The sequence below is a fragment of the Bifidobacterium sp. ESL0745 genome (genome assembly GCF_029433335.1).
GTDB lineage: Bacteria > Actinomycetota > Actinomycetes > Actinomycetales > Bifidobacteriaceae > Bifidobacterium.
In genome coordinates this window covers 45,512-70,097 of sequence record NZ_JAQTHX010000003.1, presented here as the reverse complement: position 1 = coordinate 70,097, position 24,586 = coordinate 45,512, and the positions used below count along the sequence as shown (strand labels likewise).

The 24,586-nt window shown below is 56.0% G+C and carries 15 protein-coding genes, 2 tRNA genes and 3 pseudogenes; 13 read left to right on the top strand and 7 right to left on the bottom strand.

Annotation, left to right across the window (positions count from 1 at the left end; translation table 11 throughout):
- Positions 1-102: 102 nt before the first annotated feature.
- The gene (gltX, locus tag PT275_RS08365; RefSeq protein ID WP_277153930.1) at positions 103-1,626 is read left to right on the top strand and encodes a glutamate--tRNA ligase; all 1,524 of its coding nucleotides are present in this window, start codon (positions 103-105) and stop codon (positions 1,624-1,626) included.
- Here gltX and PT275_RS08360 read toward each other — a convergent pair.
- A complete protein-coding gene (locus PT275_RS08360) occupies positions 1,610-1,822 on the bottom strand; it encodes a hypothetical protein (RefSeq protein WP_277153929.1) in 213 nt (70 codons plus the stop codon). The two genes, gltX and PT275_RS08360, sit on opposite strands and share 17 nt — an antisense overlap.
- 223 nt (positions 1,823-2,045) lie before the next feature.
- Between PT275_RS08360 and PT275_RS08355 the strand changes: the two genes are divergently transcribed.
- From PT275_RS08355 to PT275_RS08340, 4 genes are all read left to right on the top strand, one after another.
- Positions 2,046-2,118 (top strand) — tRNA-Glu (locus PT275_RS08355).
- Positions 2,119-2,160: 42 nt separating this feature from the next.
- A tRNA-Gln gene (locus PT275_RS08350) sits at positions 2,161-2,232 on the top strand.
- A gap of 174 nt (positions 2,233-2,406) precedes the next feature.
- Positions 2,407-3,747 (top strand): metallophosphoesterase family protein, encoded by a 1,341-nt coding sequence (locus PT275_RS08345; protein ID WP_277153928.1) that lies wholly within the window; start codon positions 2,407-2,409, stop codon positions 3,745-3,747.
- A 202-nt stretch (positions 3,748-3,949) separates the two neighbouring features.
- Positions 3,950-5,107: an ATP-binding protein gene (locus tag PT275_RS08340; RefSeq protein ID WP_277153927.1), complete on the top strand. Its 1,158-nt coding sequence runs from the start codon at positions 3,950-3,952 to the stop codon at positions 5,105-5,107.
- A 110-nt stretch (positions 5,108-5,217) separates the two neighbouring features.
- Here PT275_RS08340 and PT275_RS08335 read toward each other — a convergent pair whose 3' ends face one another.
- Both PT275_RS08335 and PT275_RS08330 read right to left on the bottom strand, forming a co-directional pair.
- Complete coding sequence (locus tag PT275_RS08335) at positions 5,218-7,581, bottom strand: BspA family leucine-rich repeat surface protein (RefSeq protein ID WP_277153926.1); 2,364 nt, start codon at positions 7,579-7,581, stop codon at positions 5,218-5,220.
- A gap of 344 nt (positions 7,582-7,925) precedes the next feature.
- Positions 7,926-8,657 (bottom strand): IclR family transcriptional regulator, encoded by a 732-nt coding sequence (locus PT275_RS08330; RefSeq protein ID WP_277154035.1) that lies wholly within the window; start codon positions 8,655-8,657, stop codon positions 7,926-7,928.
- A 263-nt stretch (positions 8,658-8,920) separates the two neighbouring features.
- On the opposite strand from PT275_RS08330, the gene leuC reads away from it, so the two are divergent.
- The 8 genes from leuC to PT275_RS08290 all read left to right on the top strand — a co-directional run bounded on the left by leuC (position 8,921) and on the right by PT275_RS08290 (position 20,146).
- Entirely contained in the window at positions 8,921-10,324 is a 1,404-nt protein-coding gene (gene leuC, locus PT275_RS08325; protein ID WP_277153925.1) for a 3-isopropylmalate dehydratase large subunit, read from the top strand.
- A 68-nt stretch (positions 10,325-10,392) separates the two neighbouring features.
- On the top strand, positions 10,393-11,073 hold the full coding sequence (leuD, locus tag PT275_RS08320; RefSeq protein ID WP_277153924.1) for a 3-isopropylmalate dehydratase small subunit: 681 nt from the start codon (positions 10,393-10,395) through the stop codon (positions 11,071-11,073).
- 406 nt (positions 11,074-11,479) lie between these two features.
- On the top strand, positions 11,480-12,805 hold the full coding sequence (gene murA, locus PT275_RS08315; RefSeq protein ID WP_277153923.1) for a UDP-N-acetylglucosamine 1-carboxyvinyltransferase: 1,326 nt from the start codon (positions 11,480-11,482) through the stop codon (positions 12,803-12,805).
- Between the two features lie 528 nt (positions 12,806-13,333).
- A complete protein-coding gene (gene dnaB / locus PT275_RS08310) occupies positions 13,334-14,788 on the top strand; it encodes a replicative DNA helicase (RefSeq protein ID WP_277153922.1) in 1,455 nt (484 codons plus the stop codon).
- 68 nt (positions 14,789-14,856) lie between these two features.
- The gene (locus PT275_RS08305; protein WP_277153921.1) at positions 14,857-16,566 is read left to right on the top strand and encodes a Mur ligase family protein; all 1,710 of its coding nucleotides are present in this window, start codon (positions 14,857-14,859) and stop codon (positions 16,564-16,566) included.
- Between the two features lie 255 nt (positions 16,567-16,821).
- Entirely contained in the window at positions 16,822-17,550 is a 729-nt protein-coding gene (locus PT275_RS08300; protein WP_277154034.1) for a glutamine amidotransferase, read from the top strand.
- Between the two features lie 240 nt (positions 17,551-17,790).
- Positions 17,791-18,069, top strand: coding sequence for a phasin family protein (locus tag PT275_RS08295; RefSeq protein WP_277153920.1), 279 nt, complete (start codon positions 17,791-17,793; stop codon positions 18,067-18,069).
- Between the two features lie 106 nt (positions 18,070-18,175).
- Positions 18,176-20,146, top strand: coding sequence for an AarF/UbiB family protein (locus PT275_RS08290; RefSeq protein WP_277153919.1), 1,971 nt, complete (start codon positions 18,176-18,178; stop codon positions 20,144-20,146).
- Between the two features lie 268 nt (positions 20,147-20,414).
- Here PT275_RS08290 and upp read toward each other — a convergent pair whose 3' ends face one another.
- From upp to PT275_RS08270, 4 genes and pseudogenes are all read right to left on the bottom strand, one after another.
- A complete protein-coding gene (upp, locus tag PT275_RS08285; RefSeq protein ID WP_277153918.1) occupies positions 20,415-21,053 on the bottom strand; it encodes a uracil phosphoribosyltransferase in 639 nt (212 codons plus the stop codon).
- Positions 21,054-22,315: 1,262 nt separating this feature from the next.
- Positions 22,316-22,894: pseudogene (locus PT275_RS08280) on the bottom strand (hypothetical protein); the annotation flags it as partial.
- Positions 22,895-22,898: 4 nt separating this feature from the next.
- Positions 22,899-23,099: pseudogene (locus PT275_RS08275) on the bottom strand (DNA mismatch repair protein MutT); the annotation flags it as partial.
- A gap of 576 nt (positions 23,100-23,675) precedes the next feature.
- Positions 23,676-24,581 (bottom strand): annotated as a pseudogene (locus PT275_RS08270) (NUDIX hydrolase); the annotation flags it as partial.
- Between the last annotated feature and the right edge of the window lie 5 nt (positions 24,582-24,586).

Here is a 24,586-nt window from a genome sequence, read left to right as displayed (position 1 = left end):
TTATTTGATGAACAAGTGGATCGTATGCCCGGTGTGGCGACGATCCACTTGTTGTAATACCATTTGGTTCGTCACGTCAATCACGCGCGGCATAATGGTTCTATGACTGAAAATGCTACTGATTCTAGACCTGAACTGCCCAAAGACGTCCGCGTTCGCTTCTGCCCGTCGCCCACCGGCACGCCGCACGTCGGCATGGTGCGCACCGCCCTGTTCAACTGGGCTGAGGCGCGGCATACGCATGGCACCTTCGTCTTCCGTATCGAAGACACCGACAACGAGCGCGATTCTGAGGAAAGTTACAACCAGATCATCGACGCGCTGAACTGGCTTCATATCGATTGGGACGAAGGCATCAACGTCGGCGGCCCTGACGGCCCGTACCGCCAGTCCGAGCGCGGCGACATCTATAAGGACGTCGCCAAGAAGCTGCTCGACGCCGGCTATGCCTACGAATCCTATTCCACCGCCGAGGAGATCGAGGCACGTAACGTCGCCGCCGGCCGCCCGAAGGCGTTCGGTTATGACGGCTACGACCGCAACCTGAGCGACGAGCAGAAGGCCGCGTTCAAGGCCGAGGGCCGCAAGCCCGCGCTGCGCATCAAGATGCCTGATGAGGATATCGCCTTCGACGACCTCATTCGTGGCCGCATCGAGTTCAAGGCCGGCAGCGTGCCCGATTACGTCATCGTGCGTCCGAACGGCGATCCGCTTTACACGCTCACTAACCCGGTCGACGACGCGCTGATGCGCATCAACGTCGTACTGCGTGGCGAGGATTTGCTGAGCTCCACGCCTCGTCAGGTCGTGCTGTATCGCTATCTCATCAAACTCGGCATCGCTCGTGAGATGCCCCTGTTCGGCCATATGCCCTACGTCATGGGCAAAGGCAAGAAGAAGCTTTCCAAGCGTGACCCCGAATCCAACCTCTTCCTGCATCGCGAGCACGGCTTCATCCCCGAAGGCCTGCTTAATTACTTGGCACTGCTCGGCTGGTCGATCGCGCCCGACCGCGACGTGTTCAGTATGGACGAGATGGTCGAGAAGTTCGACATCCGCGACGTGAAGGCCAACCCGGCCCACTTCGACATCGATAAAGCTATCTCCATCAACGCCGAGCACATCCGCATGTTGGAGCCTCAGGACTTCCTCAACCGTTCCGTGCCGTATCTGCACCGTGACGGCGTGGTTTCCGCCGATTCGTGGGATAAGCTCACCGACCGCGAACGCCGGATCTTGACCGATTCCGCGCCGCTGGTCCAGCCGCGTGTGCGTCTGCTTGGCGAGGTCGCCGGTATGGCCGGAAGCCTCCTGAGTGAAGACGAGTACATCGAGCCCGAGGACGATGCCCGCAAGACACTCAAGGATTCCGCCCCCGAGGTGCTCGACAAGGCCATCGCCGCGCTCGCCGAGGTGCCCGAAGCAGATTGGAAGACGGACAACCTCCACGAGACGCTCAACAAGGCGTTGGTCGAGGACGGCGGTTTCAAACCGCGTCTGGCGTTCGGCCCGGTTCGCGTGGCCATGTCCGGCCGCCGCGTCTCCCCGCCGCTGTTCGAGTCCATGGAAATCGTCGGCAAGCCGCTGACTCTCGCCCGCCTGAAGGGCCTCAGAGAACACCTCTAAGGTGATTTTTAGAGAGGCCAAGAGCCCGTTTGCCGTAGTTAATGCCGGTAAAACGGGCTCTTGGTGCGTCAACATACTCAAATTCGAGTGAATGATCCTTCAATTCTTCATTTTTAGCCATGTTGGTGCGCCAAATTGCCGTTTTTAGCAAGATTGAGAGCAAAAGTATTGTTTTTTGCGTGTCTTGGTGCGCCAAGTATCCTTGTTTTCGGAGATTTGGGTGTCAATTATCGTTTTTGGGACAACTTGGTGCGCCATGAGGCCCCAAAAATTGAGAATCAGGTAGATTATTTGCAAATCGGGCGGCTGTGAGCCGTTTCCCGCGTTGAATAGGGGTGTGCAACACGCCGGGTTGCGTATATTTGTACTTTCCTATAAAATATTAGTTTGTTGCCTTGGGAAGGGCAGCAGATAAGTTGGCCTCCATCGTCTAGCGGTCTAGGACTACGCCCTCTCACGGCGCCAACACCGGTTCAAATCCGGTTGGAGGTACGAAGTGCTATAGTGGTTAAACGGCTACGGCACCAAGCCAATTGGGGTATGGTGTAATTGGCAACACGGCTGATTCTGGTTCAGTTGTTCTTGGTTCGAGTCCAGGTACCCCAGCAAAGATGCAAAAGCCTCGCAGCTTAGGGTTGCGGGGCTTTTTCTATGCCATGATTCCGTACCGCTCAGTACCGCGGCATGAATCGGCTCAACGGAGGCAGCAAAACCGGCCGCGCTGATGTATGGTAAAGAAAGCAATGAGATGGTAGCGCCAAGGAAAAGGTTGAGGCAACAATGACTGAACTCACGCGTGTGGCCAAGGATTCTGCGGATTTCGCGTCGAAGCCGCGCATTCAGCCGGTGCATCCGGGAGACACTCGCCCTGTTTCCGTTTCCGCGCGCCTCGGCCGCCTTCAGTTCCATGATTCCGGCAAGTTCCGCGTCTTGGTGTTGGCTGACATCCAGGATGGTCCCAAGATCAGCAAGGACACCATCAAACTTATCGAAGCGGCACTCGACAGCTCCCGTCCTGATATCGTCATTTTCCCCGGCAACCAGATCGCCGGTTACGACAAGGCGTATGCCAAAACCTTCCGCAAGCGCACGTGGACGCCGCAGAAATGGTCGATGGGCGCTGCGGCCACCAACCAGCGCGACGCTGAGCTCGATCACACGCGCGAGCTGGTACGTGGGTCCATTTCCCAGTTTGTTTCCCCGCTGATCGAGCGCCACATCCCGTGGGCCGTGACCTACGGCAACCACGATTTCCAGTGTGGTCTCACCAACGCCGAACTGGACGAGATCTATCGTGAATTCCCAGGGTGTCTGAACCCGGAACCGATGATCAAACCTTCCGACCGCCCTCGCAAGCAGCCGGGCAGCGGGTTGCCCGACCAATACATCTATCCGTGCGAGCCGGGCACTTTTGCGCTGCCAGTCAGCAAAGATCGCGAAAGTGGCAATGTGCTGGGATTGGTGGTTTTCAATTCCGGCGATTACGGCAAGCTTGGCGGTTACGGTGCTCCCAGCCAGCGGGCGCTTGATTTTCTCAAGACGGTCCCATCGTTGATCGGTGTCCAATCAATGGTCTTCCAGCACATTCCGGTGCCGCAATATTACGATCTGCTCAAGGAAGTGCCGGCCACGGCCGCGCATGCCGTGGAGGGTTATCGCAAGTTCGCCGGCCACAATTATGTCATCGACGAGGCCAAAACGTTGCCCGGCAGTTTTCTGGGGGAGGGCATCAGCTGCCCCGACACCGACACCGGCGAGTTCGACGTCCTCAAGTCGACCGACGGCTATTTCGCGCTGCTTGCCGGCCACGATCATCGTAACCGTTTCGTCGGCACCGTCGATGGACTGACGCTGATCGCCACGCCGACCTGCGGGTTCGGCTCCTACGGCCCTGCTCCGGCCCAGCGCGCAGCAAGGCTTTTGGAATTCGATATCCGTCATCCCTACGAACCACGCACCCAGCTTTTGGAATTCGGCGACCTGGTCGGCAAGTCAAGCTCCAGCAAGGCCTACACCTACGCGCTCAACGGCACCCCAGACGCCGCAAAGGAAGGTACCAACCTGCTTCGTCGCCCGCGCCTCATCGCCCAGATCCTGCGTAAGATGCATCTGAAGAAGTAAGTGTTATAAACTGTAGTTTCGGTGATATCTCGCGTTTTCAAGTATGTTTTGTTATGAATTTGCGAGTCGTGGTATTTCCTAACCGTAAATTACGGTAAATCCTAATAGGGAATTACGGTATTCCCTAACCGTAAATTATGGTAAAATAAGCAGTAAAACAATAAATTTTGTACCTTGAAGTACTGTTTGGAGGGAAGCTGTCATGACGCCACGTCTTTTGGCTCCAAGGCTTAATAAAATGGCAACTTGGTTTCCGGTAGTCTCCGTTACTGGTCCCAGACAGAGTGGAAAATCGACGTTAGTCAGGGCAGCGTTCACTGATTATAGGTATGTGAATTTGGAAGATCCGCAAATGAGGCACGAGGCGGAAACCGATCCCGTGGGTTTTATCCGAAATCGACCGAATCACCTTGTCGTGGACGAAGCGCAATATGTTCCCGACCTTTTTTCAATGATTCAAGTAGCTTCTGATGAGCGCAACGAACCGGGGCAATATGTGTTATCGGGTTCGCAGAATTTTTTAATGCTGAAAAACATCAAACAATCCTTGGCTGGAAGAGTCGGCATCACAAAATTACTTCCATTTTCTTATACTGAGGCTCTCAAAACAAAAACGGTGCCAAATGTCGATGAATTCATGTTGAGGGGCGGATACCCGCGTCCCTACGATAACGGAATGCCGCTTGATTTGTTCTTCTCAAGTTACATTGATACGTATGTTGAACGTGATGTTGCCGATTATCTCGGTGTGCGCAATGTTGTCGCGTTTCGCAAGTTTCTTGACCTATGTGCGCTCAATGTTGGAAGTCTCATCAACTATACCCATTTGGCCAATGAATTGAACGTAAGACTGGAAACGGTTAAGGGATGGCTTTCCATACTGGAGTCAAGCTATATGGTCTTTCGACTGATGCCGTTTCATTACAATGCCGGGAAGCGTTTGACCAAGACGCCGAAACTGTATTTTTACGACACGGGGCTGCTGTGTTATCTGCTCAAAATCAATTCTGTTCAGGAACTTTTGTTGAGCCCCGCGCTGGGAAGCGTATTCGAAAACTTGATGGTGTCGGAGACGGCGAAACGATATTTCAACAGGGGCAAGGATCCAGAACTTTACTTCTATCACGACGACAGCGATATAGAAGTCGATCTGCTCGATTTCACCGATTCATCGCAACCGGATCTGGTCGAAATCAAATCAAGTCAGACCTATCATGATCGTTTTGCGAAACATGTTCGCAAGATTGCCGGTGATTTAGGCGTTTCGCAGGAGCATCAGTGGGTTGTTTCCCGGGTGGAGTCCAGTTACACATCCAACGGAGTGAACGTATGCACGGCCAAGGACTGGTTGCTCAGATAGTGTATTTTCGATAAATGCTGGGGTTGCCGAGCAACAATTACGGTTTTGCGGATTGAAATTTAGACTATTGATTTTGTCTTATAAGTTTTAAGGACAGATTTATTATCTGCTCAAGCCAAGTGAGAGCGACGGGTGAGGCGCGTGGCGAAGGCGGCCAAGGCACATAGTGTAGCCAGAATCGTTTGCGTACGGTAGTGCTCCAATTGGAAGCCGCCGGTCAGCGGCAAGGACGAGACGACCGGAATGGTGAGTTCCAGCGGAACGGCAGCCGATTCATTCGGCGTGCCTCTGCCTGTTAACGTCACCGCGTCGGCGGCAGGGGCGTCTTTTACCGTAATCTGCGCGGTGCCACCGTAAGCCACGCCTGACGGAATGCTCACTGAGAACGTGCCACCCGGACCGGTGGTGGTTGTCTGCGTCGTTGGTGTGGAGCCGGCTGGCCACGTTATCGTCACGGTGTCGCCGGATTCTTTGATACGGTTCGACTGTGTCTCGGCATTCCCTGAGCTCCACACCGATCCCGTGACGGTGCGCGCGGAAAAGTCGAACTTGAGGGTTGATTGATCGATGGCCGGTGCGACGAAGTCCGTCTTGAACGCCTGCGTGAAGACGAATGAGCCGTTGCCGTGGTTCACGGTTTGAAGACGCAAACGGAATGGGGGTGACACGCCACTGCCAATCTTGTCATCGGCGGCCAAATCCGCCACGTTGAACTTGGCGTTCCAAGTGTGTCCTGTAGGATTCAGCGATTCTGAGGTGGATTCAACTCCCACCCCTTCGGCTGTTGATCTCGGGTCTGCCGTCGGCATGTGCCAAGTTGCCACTTTGTCATTGGCTTCCAATGGAAAGATGGTGTCTCCAGAATTGAGCGTGCCGTTGAGCGTCACCATGCCTAAAGCGTCTGGCGACGTCAGCCCAGTGGCAGTTGGAGTTGAGAGAGTTGTGGGTAAGCGTCCCCAAACGACATAAAAATTGTGCCCTCCCTGCCACGAGCCCCAGGAGCAGCTTGAAAAACCGAGTCTAAAAGATGGAGAGGTCGCATTTGGATTTTGACTCCACCCGAGTGGTTGGTATCCTGGACGTGACCAATCGCCTGGACTTGACCAATCAGGCGTTGGAAAACTAAGACAGTTATTCCCGTCAAGCATTTTAGTTATAAGTCCACCTTGTCCTGGTATATTCGGGTAAAAAGTATACCACTCATAATATCTAGGACTAATTTGCCTATTTACCACATTGTGTCTGTCTTCAGTTTTTATGTTATCTTGACTTGAAAAATTACTAGATTCTACAAACTCCGAAATGTCATCGTTATCGTTGTGAAGTCCATTGTTGTATGGCTCTATGGTTGTCGCTGTTTCGCTGTTGAGTTTCCAAGTTGTGTCTTTCCAGCTGTCGTCATCCACGGCATTTCCATTGTTGTCGTAGTGTTGCCGAAACGCTTCTGCCGGCAACGACTGCTTGCTGCCAAGGCCAATGCGGGTGAGCGTTTTCCCGAGACCGCCGAACATGCAAGAGAAGTCGGTGACTTGTGTCATGTTCCAGCTGGAAAGGTCGAGCACGGTGAGGGAGGTGTCGCCGTTGAATATGCCTTTCAGACTTGTCGCTTTCGATGTGTTCCATTGTTCGAGCCCAGTGATGGAAGCCAATGAGGAGTCGAAGGCGAACAAATCGCCGATGTTCCCGTCCACAAGATTCGTCAGATCAAGGTTTCCAACGTCGGCGGTGATCATGTTGCTCAAACCGGCGAACAGCCCGTGTACGCTCAGTGCCTTGACGGGGCCGGTGACTTTCACCTTCGAAATGTCATCGCGTCTCGTCCAACTGTTTTTACTGCCGTTGTCCCAAGGCACTTTGGCATAATTGCCGTCTGAGGTGCGGTAATCCGGCACGGTACCGCTTTTCAGCTCGAGTACGCAGTCGCTGCCGTCTGTGTGGATATTCCAGATGAGCGGGTCGGTTTCGCCCCATGACTGGTCGCCTGCGGCTGTTTGACAGCTTGATACCGATGGGTTGGCGCTATTCGGGGCGGTTGCACCGGTGTTCGTGCCTTGCGCGTTGGCAGGGGCGGTGGCGCTGTCTTGTTGGGCATTAGCGTCTGGTGCGGTGGCAGGTGCGGAGTTGTTTTGCTTGGCACTGGTGTCCGCAGTGGTGCCGGAGGCAGTGCTGCCTTGTGCAGAAGCAGAAGTGGAGTCGCCTTGTTTGGCATTGGTTCCAACGGAATCGGTGGAATGAGAAGAATATTCTGGCTTCTTGGCTGTGTTTTGTGGCTTGGGTTGATCTTGAGGAAGCTTGGACGAGTCTAACGCACTATTTGAGCTGCGGGAGGGGGTAGGCGAAGCTGAAGTACTGGTATCGGCCGAGGAGGAGGCAACGGTTTCTGCGGCTGTGGCCGTCTGAGGAAGGGTGAGCGCTAACATGGCCATGGATACCAAGACTGTTGTCAGTCGGTGTACCGCTTGTTGCCCTGTCATCTATGTCTCCTCCGTCGGTCGTGCATCATAGCTGCGAAGCATTTGGCTTGAACTGTGATATGGCTGTGATTCACAGTAAGGCCGAATCTGCATAGCTCCGCTTGTAATGCTACACGAACATCTGCCCAATAATGAATTAATTATGGGTTCGAATGTGTAGACATGATGACATAAGAATCAACTATGTCGACTGTATGAATATTTAAAGGTATCAGAGATCAATTTTGATGATTATATAAGGTTATAGGCAACAAAACTAGTCTGTTGAAAATAATGGCCTTTGTCCGATCAATCTTTCGTGCTTCGGACAAAGGCCATTGAAAAGTTTTACGTCTATTGTGCTTTTATCTGCCGGCGCTGGCCTTCATCAGGGCGTCGGTGAGGTACTTGCCGCCGGCCATCACATAAGGGGCGTAGCGGCGGCCTGGTGAGGGGCCCATGCGGCCGGAGGGGCCGGAGATGGAGATGGCGGCGATGACTTGGCCGGAAGAGTTGCGAATCGGCGCGGAAACCGAGCAGACGCCTTCCTCGCGTTCGTTGACGGAATCGGCCCAACCACGGCGACGGACGGTCGCCAGCGTTGAGGTCGTGAATTTGGCGTGACGCAGACCCTGATGCAGCCGCTCGGAATCCTCCCAGGCAACGAGGATCTGCGCGGCGCTGCCAGCTTGCATTGAAAGCATGGCGCCGACGGGGATGGAATCGTGCAGCCCGCTGGCCCGTTCGACGGCAGCGATGCAGACGCGCTGGTCGCCTTGGCGGCGGTAGATTTGCGCGGATTCGCCGGTGCGGTCCAGAAGGGTCTGAAGGATTGGTCCGGCGGCTGTCAGCAAGCGGTCTTCGCCGGCGGCGGTAGCCAGTTCGGCAAAGCGCGAACCCAAGATGAAGCGCCCGTGCTGGTCACGCAGGACGAAGCGATGACGCTCCAGCGCAATGGCCAGGCGGTGTGCGGTGGGGCGGGCAAGCCCGGTGGCGGCGACCAATTGTCCTAATGTGGAAGGCCCGCTTTCGAGGGCCTCAAGAATCTTGACCGTTTTATCGAGGACCCCGACCCCGGAATGAATGTCGTCATGAATAGGAGCATGATTCGAGTTTTGGGCAGCATTGCCGGTTGGTTTGGGCGCGCGTGTGGTCCGCGCCGCTTGGGGATCCTTTGATAATGAGTCCATACGTGAATATTATACATTGGGGTCTATCATCTCATCTATCTCAGAATATGAAACAACGATGTCCATATTGTTGACAAACGTCGATACTCGAAAATACGTGCCACCACAAAAATCCGCGTGGCAGAAATAGAAACGGGGTTGCGGCCCCAAAACCAACGATAGGAGGTCGTATGGCAAGCACATTGGCTGAAAAAGTCTGGGCCGATCACCTGGTGTACCAGGGCAAAGACGGTGCCCCGGACCTGATCTATATCGACCTCATGCTCATGCACGAGGTCACCAGTCCGCAGGCGTTCGAGGGCCTGCGACTGGCCGGGCGCAAGCCGCGCCACACCGACCTGCTGATCGCTACGGAAGACCACAACACGCCCACGGTCGACATCGACAAACCCAATCCGGACAAGACTTCCGCCAAGCAGTTGAGCACGTTGGAGAAGAACTGCAAGGAATTCGGCGTGCTGCTGCATCCACTTGGTGATGCCGACCAGGGCATCGTCCACGCTTTCGCGCCGAACCTCGGTCTGACGCAGCCGGGCATGACCATCGTCTGCGGCGATTCGCACACCTCCACGCACGGTGCGTTCGGGGCGCTCGCGTTCGGCATCGGCACGAGCGAGGTCGAGCATGTTATGGCCACGCAGACCTTGTCGCTTAAGCCGTTCAAGACCATGGCCGTCAACGTCGAAGGCGAGTTGCCCGAAGGCGTGACTGCCAAGGACATCATTCTGGCCATCATCGCCAAGATCGGCATCGGCGGCGGACAGGGCCACGTCATCGAATACCGCGGTTCCGCGATTCGTTCGCTTTCCATGGACGCGCGCATGACCATCTGCAACATGTCCATCGAGGGAGGCGCCCGCGCGGGCATGATCGCCCCCGACGAGACCACCTTCGAGTACTTGAAGGGCCGCCCGTATGCGCCGACCGGCGAGATGTGGGACAAGGCCGTGGCTTATTGGAAGACGCTCAAAACCGACGACGACGCGAAATTCGATAAGGAAGTCACGATTAATGCCGCCGACCTTGCGCCTTACGTGACTTGGGGCACCAACCCCGGCCAGGGCGCGCCGATTACCGCCGACGTGCCGGACCCTGCGGATATCGCCGACGCCGAGCAGCGCCAGGCCACGCAGTCCGCGCTGGAATACATGGGTCTGAAGCCCGGAACGCCGATCAAATCGATTCCGGTGGACACCGTTTTCATCGGATCCTGCACCAACGGTCGCATCGAGGATCTGCGTGCCGCCGCATCGGTGATGAAAGGCCATCACAAGGCCGATTCCATCCATCGCGTGCTGGTCGTGCCGGCCTCGTCCCGCGCCCGCTTGCAGGCCGAGGACGAAGGGCTTGACAAGATCTTCAAGGACTTCGGTGCCGAATGGCGTAACGCCGGCTGCTCGATGTGCCTCGGGATGAACCCGGACAAGCTCGTACCCGGCGAACGCTCGGTTTCGACCTCGAACCGCAACTTCGAAGGCCGTCAGGGCAAGGGCGGGCGCACGCATCTGGCCTCGCCGCTGGTCGCCGCCGCCACCGCCATCCGTGGCACGATTTCCAGCCCCGCCGACCTGTAAGGCCATCGACGATTTATTTGTCTTTACTATTAATTATCGGATTTTAAATTTCAGAAGGTTTATCGATTATGGAGAAACTTACGCAGGTCACCGGCGTCGGCGTCCCGCTTCGGCGTTCGAACGTCGATACCGACCAGATCATTCCGGCCGTCTTTTTGAAGCGCGTCACCAAGACGGGCTTCGAGGACGCGCTGTTTTATGCGTGGCGACGCGACCCGGACTTCATCCTGAACAAGCCCGAGTACCAGAACAAAGGCAAGATCCTGGTCGCCGGCCCTGATTTCGGCATCGGCTCGTCGCGTGAGCATGCCGTGTGGGCGCTGCGCGATTATGGATTCCGTGTCATCATCAGCCCGCGATTTGCGGACATCTTCTATGGCAACACTGCCAAGAACGGCGTGCTGGCCGCCATCATGCCGCAGGAAAGCGTCGAACTGCTCTGGAAGCTGCTGGAAGAAGAACCTGGCCGCGAGATGACCGTCGATCTGAAGGAACGCACCGTGACCTGCGGCGACGTCACCCTGCCCTTCGAGGTCAACGATTACACGCGTTGGCGCCTGATGAACGGCTACGACGACATCGACCTGACGCTGCAGCACGAGGACGCCATCGCCGACTACGAAAAGATGCGCGCCAAGCGTTTCCCCTTCAAGCCCAAGACGCTGCCCGCCAAGCACGGCCCCGAAGAGCCGGTCAAGTCCGCTCGACCTGTGGATGATTCGTCGTGGGCGGGACCGTTAAAGGTTTAGTCCTGTGGACTAAACCTAGGTCCTGCGTCACCTTGCGATTCTCGAGCGAGGCGACAAGGAATTGAGTCCGCTTCGAAGAAGCGGTCAAAAATTGCAGGACTCGGGCCTCTGGGTGCATAATTCCAATAATTAACTAGTAATTATTGCGCGGTTTCATCGCTTCGATGAGGCCGCGCAAGTTTTATTTGTGATGGCAATTATCGTAAAAACGAGGTAATAATAATGGCTGAATTTTGGCTCTCAATAAGGGTTCTATATATCGCTGCAAGCCAAAATTATGCAATCTGGACAAGTCCGTTCGGCCTCGGGCGCATTTTCGGCCATGCTTCACCGAGCCGCCACAACCGCTGTGGCACACTATGTAGTAGTAAGCTCGCTGATAGAGGGCCGACGAAAGAGGTTGATTTTGGCAGATACTACACAAGACGTCCTGCACGTCGAAGGCGGCAAACCGCTCAACGGTACCATCAAGGTGCGTGGTGCCAAGAATTTCGTAAGCAAGGCCATGGTGGCGGCCCTGCTTGCGCCCGGTGTTTCCGTGCTCAAAAACGTTCCCGAGATCCGTGACGTCCACGTCGTCTCCGACCTGCTGCGCCTGCACGGTGCAACCGTCGATTGGGACGATGCCAAGGGCACGCTGAGGATCGACGCAACCAATGTCCGGCTTGCCGACGTAGCCGATGTGGACACGCTTTCCGGTTCCTCCCGCATCCCGATCCTGTTCTCCGGTCCGTTGCTGCACCGTTTGGGCGAGGCGTTCATCCCGCAGCTCGGCGGATGCAACATCGGCGGCCGTCCGATCGATTTCCACTTGGAGACCCTGCGCAAGCTTGGCGCCAACGTCGACAAGGAGCACGAGGACGGCATTCACATCACCGCGCCCAACGGCTTGCATGGCGCGAAAATCCATCTTCCGTATCCGTCCGTGGGCGCCACCGAACAGACGCTTCTGGCCGCGGTCCAGGCCGAGGGCAAGACGGAGCTTTCCGGCGCCGCCACCGAGCCTGAGATCATGGATTTGGTCGCCGTCCTGCAAAAGATGGGTGCGATCATTTCCGTCGACGTCGACCGCACTTTCCGCATCGAAGGCGTCAAGTCGCTTAAAGGCTTCACCCACACCGCGCTTACCGACCGCATCGAGGCCGCTTCGTGGGCCTCGGCGGCACTCGCAACCCACGGCGACATCTTCGTCAAGGGTGCCACGCAGCCTGAGATGATGACGTTCCTCAATGTCTACCGCAAGATCGGCGGCGAGTTCGACGTCACCGACGAGGGCATCCGTTTCTGGCATCCGGGCGGGGATTTGAAGCCCGTGGCCATCGAAACCGACGTGCACCCCGGCTTCATGACCGACTGGCAGCAGCCGCTTGTCGTCGCGCTGACCCAGGCCAACGGCCTGTCGATTGTGCACGAGACCGTCTACGAGAACCGTTTCGGCTTCACCAAGCCGCTGATCAAGATGGGTGCGACCATCCAGCTCTACCGCGAATGCCTCGGCAGCCTGCCGTGCCGTTTCCAACAGCGCAACTACAAGCATTCCGCCGTCATTTTCGGACCTACGCCGCTCGAAGGCCGCGACATCGACGTGCCGGATCTGCGTGGCGGATTCAGTCACCTCATCGCGGCACTCGCGGCTTCCGGCCCGTCGAATGTACAGGGCATCAGCCTGATTGATCGTGGTTACGCCGACTTCCGTGGCAAACTTGCCGCCCTCGGCGCCGATTTCGACTGAAGTCACGCGCGCTTTCGTCTATTTCCAATCTCCCCGCTGGTATTCCGGCGGGGAGATTTTTCGTTTCGTTTGTGAGTGATGATGAGGCAACGCCGACGTGCGGTTTTGCCAAACGAATGATTTATAGGAAGAGAATTAAAACTATGTTTCGATATTACTTTTGAGACATTTTCTATAGATTTAGTCGTTAAAAACGTTATGACAATTTGTTTATGTACCATCGTTTCAAAAGATGAATGGACTACCATAGGACGACGTTTTAGGCAAATCGGAGATGACCTGAGCGCCCTCTATCCCCACCTTGTACACAGAGTTATCCCCATGGTGTGGATAACTTTGTGCATTGTCCCCAGTGACACGCCCAAAATGTGGATAACTTAGTTTTCTCGTCCACATGCAAAAGCTCGTGCGTGTCGTAATGATGAACCAAAAATGAAGTGAACATTCTCATTGTTATGTTGTAGAGCTTTCGGAGGAAGAGCGCGTGAAACGCTGAATTGTTATAAGAATTTGGTTAAGCTTGGCGGCATGGCAGACGGAAATTCATGGGACTCTTCGCGCTCTGGCGGCGATTTCAATTCACGCAAGGGCGATTTTGGCTTAGGCAAGTTCAGTGAGGATACTTCGGCGAACAACGCGTCGTTGTTCGATCGCATCCCACCACATGACGATGACGCGGAAATGGCCGTTTTGGGCGGCATGTTGATGAGCAAGGACGCCATCGGCGAGGTTTCGCAGATGATTGAAGTGTCTGATTTCTATCAGCCCAAGCACCAGACCATCTACGAGGCGATCATTACGCTGTTCTCCGCTTCGGAGCCGGTCGACGCGGTGCTCGTGGCCAACGCGCTGCTCAAAGACGGCAATCTTGAAAAAGTGGGTGGCGTCGATTACCTGCACAGTCTCGTAGCCTCGGTTCCGACGGCCGCCAACGCCACGTATTATGCCGAAATCGTCCACCAGCGGGCCATCCTGCGCAACGTCATCGCGGCCGGCACGAAAATCACCCAGCTCGGCTATTCCGCCGAGGGTTCGCAGGCCGAAGACGTGGTCAATCTGGCCCAGTCCGAAGTCTACGAGATGAGTGTGGGCAAGGTGCGTCAGGACTATCAGACCATCGGCACGGTGGTCCACGATACGCTCGATCAGCTCGACGCTCTGCAGAATGGATCCATCGAAAAAGGCGTGCCAACGGGGTTCAAGGCCATCGACGATGAAACCCAGGGTTTGCAGCCGGGTCAGATGATCGTGGTCGCCGGACGCCCTGCGATGGGCAAGTCGACGTTGGGCGTGGATTTTGCGCGTTCGGCGGCGCTGCACAATAATCTGACCACCGTCATCTTCTCGCTGGAGATGAGCAAAACCGAACTGGCCCAGCGCATTATCTCCGCCGAAACCGGCATCCCGCTGGTCGCCTTGCGCCGTGCGGACAACGACAGCCTGACACCGGAGCGCTGGAACACGCTGAATGACTTCTGGACGGCGATGAAGAAAGCGCCCTTGTTTTTGGACGACAGCCCGAACATGAGCCTGATGGAAATCCGTGCGAAGTGCCGTCGCCTGAAGCAGACCAACGATCTGAAGCTCATCATCATCGATTACCTGCAGCTGATGAGCTCGGGCAAACAGGAGGAGAGCCGTCAGCAGGAGGTCTCCGGTTTCTCACGTGCATTGAAGCTTCTGGCCAAGGAACTTGAAGTGCCGGTGGTCGCGCTTTCCCAGCTCAACCGCGGCCCCGAGATGCGCAACGACAAGAAGCCGCAGCTCGCCGATCTGCGCGAATCCGGCTCCATCGAGCAGGACGCCGATGTGGTCTTCCTTGTCCACCGCCCTGACTTCTACAACGAGGAGGACCGTCCCGGCGAGGCCGATATCATTCTGGCGAAACACCGCAACGGCAAAACCGGCACGTTCCCGCTCGCTTTCCGCGGCGACGTTTCGCGTTTCCAGGATATGCCGCAGGATTACAACCAGGGGGTCTGATGGTTGGCGAATCACAAACGAATTTTCAATCATTTATTCGATTAGCGTTTATGCAGGGTCGGTGAATCATGGGTACTCAAAACAACACCGGCGCAACCGGGCGTGCCAACGGCAAGAAGCCCAACACCGCGAGCGTGGCCTCGACGCCGCACGCGCCTTGGAACGCGTTCGCCACGCCGACCATCGGCAAGACGGTCCGTGGACTTTCGCGTCTGCTCCACCATGGCGGCAGTGCGTTCCCCGGCGAAGTGATCGAGAAGATCGACCCTGGTTTTTTGGCGCGTACACTTGGGCAGTTGCGTTACGGTGTGGTACTGGTTTCCGGCACCAACGGCAAGACCACAACCACCCGCATGATCGCCTCAATCTTGAAGGATCTCAACCTCAAGGTATTCACCAACCCGACCGGCTCCAACTTCACACGCGGCGTGGTTTCGGCGTTGCTCACACAGGTCTCGGCTTCCGGTAAGCTGGATGCGGATATCGCGGTGCTGGAACTGGACGAGGCGTACGCCGTGCATTTTGTGCATCAGGTCAAGCCTCGTTATGCTTTGCTGCTCAACGTCATGCGCGACCAACTCGATCGGTTTGGGGAGATCGACAACACCGCGAGACTTTTGAGCAAAGTCGCGGAGGCGACAACCGGGACGGTGATTCTGAACCGGGAGGACCGGCGGATCGCGGCGCTCGCGGATGTGGTGCCGGAGGGTACGCAGGTGCGCTACTTCGGCCTTTCCGATGAATTGCGCAAGCTGTTCCCCTCCGACGATGATATGCACGCCGGCGACCTGTCGGTCGCAGAGCAAGCCGCGAAAAAGGTGGAAGGCGTCAATACCGCCTTGGCCAGTGCCGTCGCGCCTGCAACCGTTGGACATGCTGGCAGTGACGCAAGTAAGAAAACTTCCGGTGTCGTGGCTGATTCGGCGGACCAAGACGGGACTTCTAAACATGTGACCGAAAAGTCGGCAACGACGAAAGCGGCGGATAACCAGGCCGATCTTGTGAACTCGCACGACATATTCGATTCCGAAGGCAACAGGATCATTCCCAAACTCGACGCGCGGGAGACGGTTTCCGCTTCCTCGGCCATGGTGGATTCGTTGGATTCCAAACGCCATGCGGACGTGGTGCTCAATCGTGTTGGCGATCACGAGGCCGAATTCGTGATGGACGATGCCGAATTCGAAACGAAAGTCCAGCTCGAGGGCGTCTACAACCTGTTCAACGCGGCTGCGGCGCTCACGGTGGTTCGTGCGGTGACCGAACACGTCGAGAATGCCGACACCACCCTGCCTAGGGCGCGTGATGAGGTGCTGATGCAGGCGCTTTCGCATGTCACCCCGGCGTTCGGCCGTGGCGAGGTCATCACCGTCGGCAAGGCGCCGGTCGAACTGCTGTTGGTCAAGAATCCGATGGGATTCAGGATGTCGCTGGCAAGCTTCGCGCCCGCTGGTCACGATACGATGATTGTCATTAATGACGAATATGCCGACGGGCGCGATATGAGCTGGCTGTGGGACGTCGACTTCACGTCGTTGCGTAGCACAGGCGTCAGGATGGTTTCCGGCGTGCGTGCGTGGGATATGGCCTTGCGGTTGGAATACGAGGGTGTCAAGGTCGCGCAGACCGACACGAATCTCGAAGAGGCCGTCCGCAAGTTCGTCACCGCCGACCCCGACGTGCCCAAACACATTTATTGCACCTATACCGCCATGCTTAAGGTGCGCTCGGAACTCGGCAAATACGCCAAAGTCACTGACGCCGGGGTGGGGAAGTAACTGCAACGATGGCGGAAACGTGGATGATGGTTGAGAACGTGCCGATGAGCATGGCGATTTGCACAATGGGCGGACGTTCCGCAAAACGTGAAAACAGCTATCGAATCGGAAGAAACATCGAGAACCGACATCTTTTGAAGGGAGTTCGGCATGAGTGGTGATACGAATGCTGCATCCGTCAGCCTGGCTGCAACATCAGGCGAACCGCAACCCAATCGCGGCGAAGTGACTGGCGCTGCCCGTCCGGTCGATATCATGTCCATTTATCCCAAGGATATGAACATTTATGGCGACTGGGGCAATGTTCTCACCGTCAGGCGCCGGCTTGCGCTATACGGCTATGAGCCGGTCATCCACACCTACAACCAAGGCGACCCGTGGCCGGAACATGTCGACATGATCCTCGGTGGTGGCGGTCAGGACAACGGTCAGAAAAAGATTTCCGAGGACTTCTTCAAGCGGGCGGACATCCTGCGAACGCTTGTCGAAGAGGATGTGCCGATGCTGATGATCTGCGGCATGTACCAGCTTTTCGGCGAGTATTTCGAGACCATTGACGGCACCAGGCTTGACGGCATCGGCATTTTCGGCGTCTACACCGAGGGCCGCGAAACCCGTATGATCGGCAATTTGCTGGAACATTCCGACCAGTTCGGTGACGTCATCGGCTACGAGAACCATTCCGGACAGACCTTTCTGCGCGAAGGCGTGACACCGTTCGGCCACGTCGATCACGAGGGCTGGGGTAACAACGGCCAGGACCACACGGAAGGCGCCCGCGTCCACAACGTCATCGGCACCTACATGCACGGCCCGTTGCTGCCCAAGAACCCAGAGGTTTCGGACTTTTTGATCCGTGCCGCCGTCGTTCACAGATACGGTGAATTTGAGCCAAAGCAGACGCAAACGCAGAAGGCCGAGCTCGCCCACATCGGCGAGCTTGCCGACAACGCCCGCCATGTCGCTGCCATACGTCCGAGGTGAGAGCACGCGAGCGCTTCGTGGCGGCAATGGCAAAAGCCCGGTAATCGAACAGAATCGATTGGAACCAGTGTGCTTGGGCCTTTGCAATATCGGATGGCACTGCTGGTTGATCGGACTGCTTTCCTGTGATATTTTGATGAGACCAATAATGGAAACCCTATTGTATTTTCGCAGCTAGGGTAGTGGCGTAATATAGGCTAAATTAGTACTACAGGTATCATTACTAACGAAAGAGGAATCATGGCTGATTACAAACTGGGCGACGGACTGCGCACCGTGTTTCTGGCCGGCATCGGGGCATTGGCGACAACTGCCGAAAAGGGACAGGAAATCGTCGATGGACTGGTGAAGAAAGGTGAACTGACGGTTGAGCAGGGCAAGGCCCTGAATACCGAGCTCAAGCACAAGGCCCATGAAGTCAAAGATGATATGAAGGAGCAGAACGCCAAGGCTGAGGCCGAAGACGTGAAGCCTGCCGAGGAAGCTTCTGCCGACAAGAGCGAGGAAAGCGGCGAGTAAGCCGGACGATTTCGGCACCATCGCTGCTTTTGTTTTATACCGGTTTTGTCTGGGCAAAAGACAGGGCGGCAATGCGTTGTACGTTTATGTTTGATTTCAGGTGACAATGGCCGATACAGTGCGCAATGCCGCTCTGAAGGGCAGTCATGCCCAAAAAGCTGTGGCAAACGGTGACGATGAAACGAAAATCTCCGAAAGCGCGGCTATGGATGCGGACATGATAAAAAACGAAGCAACATCGCGCGGTGCGGATTCGCATGATTCCGGTTCACGAGTCGCCGATTCAAACGCGGGTGAACCCGATAAGGCTTTCGAAGGCGGCAATGCCGGGAAGTCCGAAAATACCGGTGACGTCGAAAGTGTCGATAACGCCGGCGACACCGAAAACTCCGACAACGATACCGCGGAAAACAACGAATTCAGCCTGTTCGGGCGGCGTCGCGAGACGTTTGCGCAGCGCTACCACCTGACCCGACGTGGCAAGGCCAAACGCCTTGGCCAGATTATGCACATCATGGGCCAGTTCGACATCACCAAGGGGCTTACCCCCCGCAAGATGCGGCTGATGCTGGAAGCGCTCGGACCCACCTTCGTCAAAGTCGGCCAGATACTGTCGATGCGTTCGGAGATTCTGCCGCAGCAGTATTGCGACGAGCTGGCGAAGCTGCGTGCGGATGCTGATCCGATGCCCTACCAGACCGTTGTCGAAACGTTGGAGCAGGAATACGGACGGCCTGTGGATGAGATTTTCGCGGACATCAACCCAAAGCCGTTGGGTTCCGCTTCGTTGGCTCAAGTGCATCGCGCGACGTTGGTCACCGGCGAGGACGTGGCCGTGAAGGTGCAGCGACCGGGCGTACGACAGACAATGGCACAGGACGTCTCCATCATGCGTTCAATCGCCAAGGCGGCCACGAAATTCATGGGTTCCAGCATGCAGGTGGTCGATCTTGGCGGCGTGGTCGAGGAGCTGTGGGACACCTTTGAGGACGAGACGGACTTTCTGAAGGAAGCCCAACATCTTGCGGAATTCAAGCGTTTCTGCGAACCATACCGCTATATGGACTGTCCGAAACCGTATATGGACCTGTGCACCCAGCACGTCGTGGTAATGGATTATATCGACGGCATTTCGCTTAACCACACGGGAAAGCTGATCCAGGAAGGCTACGACCTCAAGGAGATCGGCACCAAGCTGGTCGACAACTATGCCGCGCAGATCCTCGACAACGGCTTCTTCCATGCTGACCCGCATCCCGGCAATATCATCATCTCCGACGGCAAGATCGTGTTGATTGATTTGGGCATGGTCGGTCGTCTCGATCGCAAGACCCGCGGGTTGCTGCGGCAGATGATTTTCGCGGTCGGCAAGCAGGATTCACCGGCGCTCGCCGACGGGCTGCTGCGATTCGCAGATGTCCAGCCAGATTCCGAGGATTATCCGCATCTTTTACGGGATCTCGACGTGATTGTGGAGGAATATGGCAAGGTCGACCTGGCCGACCTCAACATCGCCGAGTTCGCGATGGCGCTGACCAACCTCGCGCAGCGTCACGGCATCGAGGTTCCTTCGACCATCACCACCATGAGCCGCGCCTTGGTCACGCTGGAAGGCCTGCTCGACGAATTCATTCCCGATGTCAACATGATCCAGATCATCACCGACCATGCCACCACCAGCAAACGTCTGGATGAGGTCGCCCAGGATGAGCTCAAATCGCTTGGCATCGAGGGCAACAAAGCGCTGCATGGCTCGCTCGACGCGCTGGCGGAAAGCAAGATCGCCATGCGCATGCTGACACGTGGCCAGATGCGGCTGAACATGGAGATCGTCGGCAGCGAAGAGCCGCTGAAACAGATTTCCGACATGACCAATCGCCTGACGATGGCGCTGATTGTGGTCGGCTTGTTCGTCGGCTCGTCCATCGTGTATTACGCTGGTATGAAGCCCATCGTCTTCGGCATCCCCGTGGTCGGCTTCATGGGCTACGTCGTCGCGTTCATCCTCGGCGCGTGGATCGTCTTCGATATCTACTTCAAGGGTCGCAAAGCCAAGAAAGCCGCCAAAAACAAATAGCAAAGATTTACAACAGCGAAGCACGAAATAAGGTTCTGGGAACCGCTACATGTGATATTTATCGGTTTGTATTGGAAGTATCACCGGTTGAGATGAGTGTTTGGACTCAAAATTCAACGGTGTAATAGACGTTTTATTGATTCGTAATAATCAAGTTTTGTAAGTTTAGCCATATTGAATTACGGCTTATCAGTAATAAAAGTGGTTCTCACCGATAACTTTTCGGTGAGAACCACTTATTTATAAAAATGAAGGCTGCTGGATTATGTCAGTCGATGAGACCGTAAAGGCGGTCGCCGGCATCACCGAGGCCGGGAACGATGTAGCCGTGCTCGTTCAAGTGGTCATCGACGCCGCAGACCACGACTTTGAGGTTGATGCTCGGGTCGAGGGTCTCTTCGACGCGCTTCAGGCCTTCGGGCGCGGCGATGATGTTGATGGAGGTGATGTCCTTCGCGCCGCGCTCGATCAGGTAATGGGTCGCTGCAATCGTAGTGCCGCCGGTGGCGAGCATCGGGTCCAGGAGGAAGACCTGACGGCCGGTCAGATCCTCAGGCAGACGGTTCGCGTAGGTGATGATGTCAAGCGTATCTTCGTCACGGCGCATTCCCAGGAAGCCGACTTCGGCGGTCGGCAGGAGCTTGGTCATACCGTCAAGCATGCCGAGGCCAGCGCGCAGGATCGGCACCACCATGGGGCGCGGGGAAGCAAGGTACTTGCCGGTCATCTTGCAGATCGGGGTTTCGATGTCCTTGTCGACCACGGTGAGGTTTCGCGTCGCTTCATAAGCCTCGAGGGTGACGAGCTCGCTGACGAGCTCGCGGAAGATGTTGGAAGGTGTGTTCTTGTCCCGCAGAACGGTGAGCTTGTGTTCGACCAGCGGGTGATCCAAAACTTGAAGTTGCATACTTCAAGGATATGCCCAGCCGTGGTTTTTTGAAAATCGAAACACGGATATTGTCTATAGCAGCACAACACGTTGGACTACAAGTTATTGATATTCGAATAGAACGCCTAATAAATGAGTGTTTTCCAGCACTAAACCGGGTACATGTGCTGGAAAAGTCCCATTTAACGGCGCTAGATGCGTTGTTTCCAGCACATGTACCCTCTGTACTGCTGGGAAAGTCGCATTTTGACGTCGTTTTTATGATGTTGGTGACTTCTTGTCTGCCGGATTAGCGTGACTATTCAGGATTCGTCGTGGGGTTGATTGATCGGAATCAAATTCAGCTTGGAAATGATGATATTGAAGAGTAAAACGCTGAACCGTGAAAGCGCCTGTCGGCGCGAACGCCGCTCGCAGCGGCAAAAAATGAAGCCCGGGGCTTAAGCACGGTCCAGCGCGTCTCTAAGTATAACGGGTCATCCTGCCGTTACACGCCGAGCGCATAAACGCAAATAAAAAGTTGCTGTTGTTTGATGTGGTTTGTGGAAACCATGCAGCGTCTAGTGAAACCAGCTTCAGGTGGTTCTTAAGATTTCACGTTTGGAAGCATCGATTATCCGGAAATGCTAAAAACCTAAGAACTTGAGATTCAAAGATTTGTGGTTTATCGCCTTGAATGATGCTTGGAGTAAAGGCTACTCGAGTTTTCCTTGTCGCCAAAGGCTGGCTCCGTGCCGGAAATCCGCGGAAGTGGTCATCAGGTTGCTGCCGGTGTGCAGCAGGCGTGCGGCTACGGTGCGCGGGTCGTTGGATGCCGGACCGGCTGAGCTTGCCGGTCCCTTGCCTTCGAGGTAGCGCGTGTCGGCATCGTTCAAGGCCGAGTTGTATCGATTGGCGGTGGGATTGTTGCGGTCGCGTTCGCCGTAACCAGTGCGATGATTGTCATCATGATTGGAAGCGTTGGCAGTGGGATTCGCAGCGTTGCCGTTGCCATTGCTGGAGTTTTCGGTTGCTGCGTGATTGCCCGGTCGGGCCTTACCCTCAGCCGTTTCCGAATGGTTGAGAGTGCCATCGCCATTGGCGAAGCTTTCGGTTTTGGTGTGGTTGTCGGATGGAGTATTGTCGTCGGTTGATTCGTTGGCGTTGTTTTCGCTGGTGCCGCTTTTATCGGAGGCCTCGTCGGCGACGCGTTGTGCCGCTTCAGCGGCTTCGACTTCGCGCTGGATGTCATGCATATGTGCCTCGCGGCGGGCGGCTTGCGCGGCCTCCACTTTGCGAGCCTTGGATGTCAGCATTTTCGCGCGGATGGCCAGACCTTTGGCGATGACGTCGATGAACGCCGAGGCGCGTTCGAGGGCGACGGCGAAGTCGCCGGTGAATGCGCCGGAAAGAATGGAATCGGCAGTGTGTACGATGTCTTCGGCGCTGGGCGGGGTGTCAACGCCGGCGATAGCTGACGCGGCGGTGTCTTCCGGCTCGGCGATACGATACAGACTTGCCAATGACCGCTGGTTCTTGCGCATCCACGTGCGCAGCAGATACAAACGCCAAAGGATTCCGGGCAGAGAATCGGGTTCCGACCTGCTCCACAATTCCGCGATGATATCGACGCCTTCGCGGTCGACCAACGTCAGCACGCGCTGCACGATCTGCGGATCCTGGGTGTGATGGACGCGATCGAGCATGGCCTGCGCGGAAGCATGGCTCATCTCGTTGATTTCCTCCGGATCCATGCCGCCGGCCATCTTCTCGGTCAGTGCGGGATCGAGTTGGGCGGGACGTGCCGGACGAGAAGAGCCTGTACGGGCGGGCGCAAAGCCCGGGTGGGCGGAATTGACGGAACCGGAACTGTAATGCACAGGATTAGTAGACAACTGGAGCCATTCTTTGGATATCGATGATACGCGGGCCTTCCGCGTCTTGGACGATAAACAATGCTACGGCATTGCCTGTAGGCATGTAAGGTGACTTCGCGATGAGCTGTTTGGCTAGCGACTTCGAGGCGCATATGGCGCGCAGATGTTCGAATATGCCCCCGATGACGGGCCGATGCATACATATTGCAGTGGCACGGCTATATTGTTTTGGTGTATTCCCCGGCGAATTGGACGACGTTTGAGAGTCGGTCGCGAGGGCATCATCATTATCGAACGCTGTGTTACCTGTACCTTCCTTGTGTTCTTCACCGGCTTTTTCGCTATTGCCGGAAGCCGTGACGTCGGCGTGTGTTTCACTGTCGAGAGCGTCAGAAGATGTGATATTTTCGTCGGCTTGATTTTTGGTGCTGTCGATATCCGCATTCTCGGCGACATGATTGGTTTGGCCATCGTCGGGTGATTGAGCGTCCTCCGGCGATACCGCAGAGTTCACAGCATTCTTATCCGAAGCTGGCGTTACGTCCGTAGGCTCTTCGGTTTTGTCATCGTTTGCGCAATGATTGGCAAGATTGGTGTCGGCAGTGGTGTCGGTGTTTGGTTGATTGGCCGAATCGTTGGTATCGCTTATTTTTACCACGGCTTTGGTGCCGGCTTGTACGGCGCATTTTGCCGCGGACGTTCCGGCGTTCTCGGCAAACAAATCATCGATGACATCACGGACACATTGCCAAGCGGCATCAGGGTCGGCTGCGAACGCATCCTCAGTAAGCGCAGGCAGTTGTTCGACTTCAAGACCTGTGTGCCAGGCGTATGGTTCCAAGGTTTCCATGCAGCGTAGCCAGGGGGAGGATACGAGTCTTTGCGGAGCGTAGCAGCCCAATTCCTGGTCCAGTGCAAAGCTTGCCGCCGCACCGCGAGGAATGATCGGACGATTGGCGTCAGTACCTTCCCAGCGTTTTCGCGCCACCGCCTTGCTGTGGCGGACGATGATGAGTTTTTGCGCCTTGAGCGCACCTTCCTGGATGCGGTCGACGAATTGGTCGAGGATATCGCGGTCGAGCGGGTGCGAAAGCAGCTTGCGGGCTTGGGGGATCGGCAGCCAGCGCACCTCGTCGATTTCGCTGGTCTTGGCGGGTTTGATGGTGCCGATGGCCTGCTTGCGGTGTTCTGCGATTTGGGCAGGAATCGGATGCGCCATCCAATAGACGACATGTTTGGTATAGATCGCACCGGTTTTGGTATTGGTTTTGGAGTGCTTCGAACTTTTGCCTTCGGAACTGAGCGGATACTCGACTTCACCGATGCTCGGCCCCAATGCCACCGGCATTCCGGTTTCCTCTTCCATCTCGCGTATTGCGGCGTGACGGCTGGATTCATGCTCTTCGAGCTTGCCTTTCGGCCAACTCCAATCGTCATATTTCGGACGATGCACCAGACAGACTTCCAGCTGCGTGATGATGGCGCGGAAATGAATTTCAGCCTGTGTCAACGGCAGCTTATGCTTTGGGCGTTTGCGTTTGCTTGAGCTGTGCGAAGCACGAGCATCGGCGAATTTGCTGGCTTTTTCGGCTCGTTCGTCGACACTCGCGGTTTTGCCCGAAGCAATCCAGCGGTAAGGGATGCCCCCTGCTGCCTCAACGACATGTGATGGTTTAAGCTCGGAGGTCATCTACC